We start from the raw sequence: 6,612 nt of genomic DNA on the forward strand, positions 1-6,612 counted from the left end.
CCCGGCCAGGTGGAAGCGAGCCTGCTCGCGATGACGTTATCAGACTCAACACTTCATTGACTGATACACCGCCATCGCGAGCAGGCTCACTCCCACAGGGTTGGAGCCCCCGTGCCTTGAACAATAAAAACAAGAAGGAGCACCAGATGATCCGGACTCAGAAAAACCTGCTGTTGGGCGCCGCCCTGCTGACCACTAGCCAGGTCATGGCCGGCGATTTACTGCTGTGGCAGACCAACAGCCTCAGCTATCTGTACGGCAAGAATTTCGCCATCAACCCGTCGATCCAGCAGACGGTGACGTTCGAGCACGCCGACAAATGGAAGTACGGCGACAACTTCCTGTTCGTCGACAAGATCTTCTACAACGGCCAGGAAGACCGCAACAAAGGCCCGCACACCTTCTACGGCGAATTCACCCCGCGTTTCTCGTTCGGCAAGATCTTCGACCAGAAGATCGAGTTCGGCCCGATCAAGGACGTGTTGCTGGCAATGACCTACGAGTACGGCGAAGGCGACAGCGAGGCTTATCTGATCGGCCCCGGTTTCGACCTGAAAGTGCCAGGCTTCAACTACGTCACCTTGAACATATTCCGCCGCCAGACCGAAGGCCCGCGCCCCGGCGATGGCGTCTGGCAGATCACCCCGGGCTGGTCCTACAGCATTCCCGTGGGCAATTCCGACCTGCTGATCGACGGTTATCTGGATTGGGTCGTCGACAACGATGAGAACTCGCGCGGCACCTACCACGCCAACCTGCACATCAATCCGCAGATCAAATACGACCTCGGCAAAGCGTTGGGCTGGAGTCAGAAGCAGCTGTATGTCGGCACCGAATACAGCTATTGGAAAAATAAATACGGCGTCGAAAGCAGCCACAACCTCGACACCAATCAGAACACCGCCAGCCTGCTGGTGAAGGTGCACTTCTAAGATGGCCCGCAACCGTGCCCCATACCTGTCGTCGGTGCTCTGTTGCGGGGCACTTGAGAGCTGGCCAAGGAGTCAGTATTCTCCGCGGCCTCATGAATTCGGTCTAAAAAAAAGCCCGGATTTAATTCCTGACCGACGGGCCAACTTATCCCGGCCCCGGCCAGTACCGAGGCATCCCGAAAACACGCTCAATCGACTGTTTTTCAGCAGCCGAGAGGGCGTTTTTTTGCTTTTCGAAAGCCTTGGCTCAGCTTTTGCTAACACACAGAAGCTGACCGATCGGATGACTTTTGCAGCAACGAAAAAAGGCGCCACACCAGAGCGCCGATCTTAAAAAAATAAACGTGGAACACCTACTTTGGGAGCAACCGAATGAAACGTATGTGCACCAGCCTGATGCTCGCGGGATCGATGTTGGCCGGCGGCCAGGCCATGGCCGATGGTCTGCTGCAATGGCAGAACAACAGCCTGACCTACCTCTATGGCAAAGACTTCAAGGTCAACCCTGCGATCCAGCAGACCGTCACCTTCGAGCACGCCGATGCGTGGAAGTATGGGGACAACTTCCTGTTCGTCGACAAGATCTTCTACAACGGCAAGGAAGACTCTTTCGCCGGCAAGAACACTCACTACGGCGAATTCAGCCCGCGCTTGTCATTCAACAAGATTTTCAACCAGAAGATCGAGTTCGGCCCGATCAAAGACGTCCTGCTGGCGATGACTTACGAGTTCGGCGAAGGTGACACCGAGTCCTACCTGATCGGCCCGGGCTTCGACCTGGCCATCCCGGGTTTCGACTACTTCCAGCTGAACTTCTACCAGCGCCACACCGAAGGCTCGCGCCCGGGTGACAACGTCTGGCAGATCACTCCAGTGTGGTCCTACACCATTCCGGTCGGCGATTCGAACGTGCTGATCGACGGCTTCATGGACTGGGTCGTCGACAACGACGTCAACAACCGTGGCGAATACCACGCCAACCTGCACTTCAATCCGCAAATCAAATACGACCTGGGCAAAGCCCTGAGCCTGGGTGCCAAGCAGTTGTACGTCGGTGTCGAGTATGACTACTGGAAAAACAAATACGGTATCGAAGACAGCCAGGGCTTCAAAACCGATCAGAGCGTGACCAGCTTCCTGGTCAAGGTTCACTTCTGATTTTGTAAAAGTGAGGCTGCTCGCGAAGGACAGAGAGCGCCACGATTTGTAGGAGCGAGCTTGCTCGCGAAGGACCAGAGAGCGCCACGGGGTGTCAGGCTCCCAGCGTCATCGTTAACGTCCATCGCGAGCAAGCTCGCTCCTACAGCAACCCCAGAAACCGGGACAACTCCTCACGCTTGGCCAGCGCATCCCGGCGCCCCAAATCAATCAACTCGCTGCAATACCCCGCCTCGAACAACAGATAACTCAACACTCCCGCTCCACTCGTCTTGGTCGCCCCCGGCCCGCGCAGGAACAGGCGTAGCGCCGCTGGTAATTCCTGCCGGTGCCGCGCAGCGATCTCATCGAGCGGCTGGCTCGGTGAGATCACCAGCACCTCCACCGGCGCCACGCCGAGCGCTCGGGTGGGTGTGCCATTGGGCATCAGGTGACTGAACTGGTTGAGACGTTGCAGCAGCTCGATGTCGCTTTCCAGGCTGTCGATGAACGTGCTGTTGAGCATGTGCCCGCCAATTTGCGCGAGGGTCGGCTGCTGGCCGGTATAGGCGCGTTGCAGCGGCTGCTCGGGATCGACCCCGCGCGGGTTGCCGCTGACCCCCACCACCAGCACGCGGCTGGCCCCAAGATGCAGGGCCGGACTGATGGGGGCCGATTGGCGTACCGCGCCGTCGCCGAAATACTCTTCACCGATTTTCACCGGCGCGAACAGCAGCGGAATCGCGGAACTGGCGAGCAGGTGCTCAATGGTCAACTGCGTAGGCACGCCGATGCGACGATGGCGTAACCAGGCGTCGATGGTGCCGCCGCCCTGGTAGAACGTGACGGCCTGACCCGACTCATAGCCGAACGCAGTGACCGCCACGGCCTGTAACTGTTTCTGCGCGATCGCCTCAGCGATCCCGGACAACTGCAGTTTTTCATTGAGCAGATCGCGCAGCGGCGAACTGTTGAGCAGCGCCACCGGCAGATGTCGACCGAGGCCGAGCAAGCTGTGGCTGACAAAGCGGCTGGCCTGTCGGATGACACCGGGCCAGTCGCTGCGCAACACGCGATGGCTGCGAAAGCCCTGCCAGAATAATGTGAGGCGTTCGATGGCGGCGCGAAAATCGGTGGCGCCACTGGCGAGGCTGACCGCATTGATCGCCCCGGCCGATGTGCCGACGATCACCGGAAACGGATTGTCCGCGCCCAAAGGCAGCAACTCGGCAATCGCCGCCAGCACCCCCACCTGATACGCCGCCCGCGCCCCACCGCCAGAAAGAATCAAACCTGTGACCGGTTCAGCAGGGCTCATCGCAACACTCCATGGTGCTTGTTGGTAGTCCGCTCCTGCAGGGGATCATGTTTCAACCGCGTTTGGCGTACAACTTCGGCTCGCCCGGTGGACGGCTCTTGAAGCGGCGATGCGCCCACAAGTACTGCTCAGGGCAATCACGCAAGACGCCTTCGACCCACTGATTGATGCGGATGCAGTCGGCTTCCTCAGTCTCGCCCGGGAAATCTTCCAGCGGTGGATGCACGACCAGACGATAACCGCTGCTGTCGGCCAGACGCTCCTGCGTGAACGGCACCACCAACGCCTTGCCCAAACGAGCAAACTTGGTGGTCGCCGTCACCGTCGCGGCCTGAATGCCGAACAGCGGCACAAAAATACTTTGCTTGGCGCCGTAGTCCTGATCCGGTGCGTACCAGATCGCCCGGCCCGAACGCAGCAGCTTGAGCATGCCGCGCACGTCGTCGCGCTCCACCGCCAGCGAATCGAGGTTGTGCCGCTCACGGCCCTGACGCTGGATGAAGTCGAACAACGGATTTTTGTGTTCGCGGTACATGCCGTCGATGGTGTGCAGCTGGCCGAGCAACGCCGCGCCGATTTCCAGGGTGGTGAAATGCACCGCCATCAGGATCACCCCTTGCCTTCGCGTTGGGCTTTTTGCAGATGCTCCAGGCCTTCGACATGCGCCAGCTTCGCCAGCCGCTCGCGCGACCACCACCAGCTCATGGCCATTTCAAAGAAGGCGATGCCGGTGGAAGCGAAATTTTCCTTGAGCAGGTGTTTGCGCTCGGCGGCGGATTTTTCCGGAAAACACAATTCGAGATTGCGCTTGGCGATGCGCCGTCTGTCGCCCGCCAGGCGATACATCACGGCGCCCAGGAGCCGACCGATGGACAGCAACGCCGGATAAGGCAGTTGGACAATCAGCCATAAAAGCCCCAGACCGCACCAGAGCGGCCAGAAGCGAGGCGATAAAAATGCTTTTCGAAAACGCGGGCGATCCATTAAAGCTTCCGTAAATACAGTGGCCGCGCATTCTACATCGTTCGACCCGGCTTGCGGCTCGCGGGCGTTCTCGTTATAAGTCTCGGCACTTTTAGTGACAAGCCGTTGTATGCCGACATGAGCCAAACCGAACCGTTAGACCAAGATCCCGTGTTCCAGCTGAAGGGCAGCATGCTGGCCATTACCGTGCTGGAACTGGCCCGTAACGACCTCGACAGCCTCGATCGGCAATTGGCCGCCAAAGTCGCGCAGGCGCCGAATTTTTTCAGCAACGCGCCACTGGTTCTGGCGCTGGACAAATTGCCGCCGGGTGAAGGTGCCGTCGATCTGCCAGGCCTGATGCGTGTGTGCCGCCAACACGGCCTGCGCACGCTGGCGATTCGCGCCAGCCGCATTGAAGACATTGCCGCCGCCATCGCCATCGACATCCCGGTGCTGCCACCGTCCGGTGCCCGTGAGCGAGCCCTGGACCCGAATGAAGGCGTTGTCGTGAAAAAACCGGAGAAACCACCGGAGCCAACGATCAAGCCGACCAAAATCATCACCTCCACCGTGCGCGGCGGCCAACAGATATATGCCCAGGGTGGCGATCTGGTCGTGGTGTCGTCGGTCAGTCCGGGGGCGGAACTTCTCGCCGATGGCAACATCCATGTATACGGCCCGATGCGCGGTCGGGCGCTGGCCGGCGTCAAAGGTGATACCAAGGCACGGATTTTCTGTCAGCAATTGAGCGCTGAACTGATCTCTATCGCCGGTCATTACAAGGTGTCCGAAGATTTGCGTCGCGATCCAATGTGGGGTTCGGGCGTACAGGTCAGCCTGTCGGGCGACGTGTTGAACATCATTCGGCTTTAACGGATACTGCCGCATTTTCCAAGCATCTCTAAAACGTAGCGAAAACGGCTCAAACGAAGTAGGAAAAAGGCCAAAAGCCGAATTCCAGCCAAGGCTGTCCGACTGCAGTAGTTTTCAAGAGATGTTTTTCAGGGGCTAAAAAGTCCTTCTTCCTTAGGGGTGAAACACCTTGGCCAAGATTCTCGTGGTTACATCCGGCAAGGGTGGTGTGGGTAAGACCACCACCAGCGCCGCTATCGGTACCGGCCTCGCTCTGCGCGGCCACAAAACAGTGATCGTCGACTTCGACGTGGGCTTGCGTAACCTTGACCTGATCATGGGTTGCGAGCGCCGCGTGGTGTATGACTTCGTCAACGTGGTCAACGGCGAAGCCAACCTGCAACAGGCACTGATCAAAGACAAGCGCCTGGAGAACCTCTACGTACTGGCCGCCAGTCAGACCCGCGACAAAGACGCGCTGACCGTCGAAGGCGTGGAAAAAGTCCTGATGGAGCTCAAGGAACAATTCGAGTTCGTCGTCTGCGACTCGCCGGCCGGCATCGAGAAAGGTGCCCACCTGGCCATGTACTTCGCTGATGAAGCGATCGTCGTGACCAACCCGGAAGTGTCCTCGGTACGAGATTCGGACCGCATGCTTGGCCTGCTGGCGAGCAAATCGCGCCGCGCCGAACGTGGCGAAGACCCGATCAAGGAACACCTGCTGATCACTCGCTACCATCCAGAGCGTGTTGAAAAAGGCGAAATGCTGGGCGTTGAAGACGTCAAGGAAATCCTCTCGGTAACCCTGCTCGGTGTAATCCCGGAATCCCAGGCGGTGCTCAAGGCATCCAACCAGGGCGTACCGGTGATTCTCGACGACCAGAGCGATGCCGGCCAGGCATACAGCGATGCCGTCGATCGTCTGCTGGGCAAAACCGTGGAGCATCGTTTCCTCGATGTCACGAAGAAGGGATTCTTCGAGCGCCTGTTTGGAGGTAGGTAATGAACATTTTTGACTTCTTTCGAGCCAACAAGAAGCCAAGCACAGCCTCGGTAGCGAAAGAGCGTCTACAGATCATCGTGGCGCATGAACGCGGCCAACGCAGTACACCGGACTACCTGCCAGCCTTGCAGAAGGAACTGGTGGAGGTGATCCGCAAGTACGTCAATATCGGGTCCGATGACGTGCATGTCGCTCTGGAAAATCAGGGCAGCTGCTCGATTCTGGAACTCAATATCACCCTGCCTGATCGCTGAGTCGATCCGGCTGGAGCCACGGCGGCTCAGGCCCTTCGGGACCGTGTAGGTGCTGCCGCAGGCTGCGATCTTCTGATCTTGTTCTTCATGCAAAATCAAAAGATCGCAGCCTGCGGCAGCGCCTACGGGGACAATGAAGGGCGTGAGTCG

6 protein-coding genes and 2 pseudogenes are annotated in these 6,612 nt (G+C 58.7%); 5 read left to right on the top strand and 3 right to left on the bottom strand.

All coding sequences use genetic code 11. The features are described from left to right. The first annotated feature begins 146 nt into the window (after positions 1–146). Both JFT80_RS06315 and JFT80_RS06320 read left to right on the top strand, forming a co-directional pair. Entirely contained in the window at positions 147–932 is a 786-nt protein-coding gene (locus JFT80_RS06315) for an outer membrane protein OmpK (protein ID WP_201147287.1), read from the top strand. Between the two features lie 372 nt (positions 933–1,304). Next, positions 1,305–2,090 carry an outer membrane protein OmpK gene (locus tag JFT80_RS06320; RefSeq protein WP_201147288.1) on the top strand — a complete coding sequence of 262 codons (786 nt, stop codon included), beginning with the start codon at positions 1,305–1,307 and terminating at the stop codon, positions 2,088–2,090. Positions 2,091–2,137: 47 nt separating this feature from the next. On the opposite strand, the pseudogene JFT80_RS23895 reads toward JFT80_RS06320, so the two are convergent. The 3 genes and pseudogenes from JFT80_RS23895 to JFT80_RS06330 all read right to left on the bottom strand — a co-directional run. Next, positions 2,138–2,215 (bottom strand): annotated as a pseudogene (locus JFT80_RS23895) (outer membrane lipoprotein carrier protein LolA); the annotation flags it as partial. Positions 2,216–2,232: 17 nt separating this feature from the next. Continuing rightward, a complete protein-coding gene (locus JFT80_RS06325) occupies positions 2,233–3,387 on the bottom strand; it encodes a patatin-like phospholipase family protein (protein WP_201147289.1) in 1,155 nt (384 codons plus the stop codon). 52 nt (positions 3,388–3,439) lie between these two features. Further along, a pseudogene (locus JFT80_RS06330) lies at positions 3,440–4,371 on the bottom strand (lipid A biosynthesis lauroyl acyltransferase). Positions 4,372–4,488: 117 nt separating this feature from the next. Here JFT80_RS06330 and minC point away from each other — a divergent pair. The 3 genes from minC (at position 4,489) to minE (ending at position 6,462) form a co-directional block, all read left to right on the top strand. Beyond that, positions 4,489–5,226, top strand: coding sequence for a septum site-determining protein MinC (minC, locus tag JFT80_RS06335; protein ID WP_201147290.1), 738 nt, complete (start codon positions 4,489–4,491; stop codon positions 5,224–5,226). 169 nt (positions 5,227–5,395) lie between these two features. Continuing rightward, positions 5,396–6,208: a septum site-determining protein MinD gene (minD, locus tag JFT80_RS06340; protein ID WP_201147291.1), complete on the top strand. Its 813-nt coding sequence runs from the start codon at positions 5,396–5,398 to the stop codon at positions 6,206–6,208. Further along, a complete protein-coding gene (gene minE, locus JFT80_RS06345) occupies positions 6,208–6,462 on the top strand; it encodes a cell division topological specificity factor MinE (protein ID WP_007944431.1) in 255 nt (84 codons plus the stop codon). The genes minD and minE overlap by 1 nt, the downstream gene beginning before the upstream one ends. The last annotated feature ends 150 nt before the right edge of the window (positions 6,463–6,612 follow it).

The sequence above is a fragment of the Pseudomonas sp. TH10 genome, from assembly GCF_016651255.1.
In the GTDB taxonomy this organism is placed as follows: domain Bacteria; phylum Pseudomonadota; class Gammaproteobacteria; order Pseudomonadales; family Pseudomonadaceae; genus Aquipseudomonas.

What these genes read in the sequence shown, in the direction of transcription:
- minE (WP_007944431.1), top strand. Translation starts at nt 6,208, where the DNA reads ATGAACATTTTTGACTTCTTTCGAGCCAACAAGAAGCCAAGCACAGCC.
- JFT80_RS06315 (WP_201147287.1), top strand. Translation starts at nt 147, where the DNA reads ATGATCCGGACTCAGAAAAACCTGCTGTTGGGCGCCGCCCTGCTGACC.
- minC (WP_201147290.1), top strand. Translation starts at nt 4,489, where the DNA reads ATGAGCCAAACCGAACCGTTAGACCAAGATCCCGTGTTCCAGCTGAAG.
- JFT80_RS06320 (WP_201147288.1), top strand. Translation starts at nt 1,305, where the DNA reads ATGAAACGTATGTGCACCAGCCTGATGCTCGCGGGATCGATGTTGGCC.
- JFT80_RS06325 (WP_201147289.1), bottom strand. Translation starts at nt 3,387, where the DNA reads ATGAGCCCTGCTGAACCGGTCACAGGTTTGATTCTTTCTGGCGGTGGG.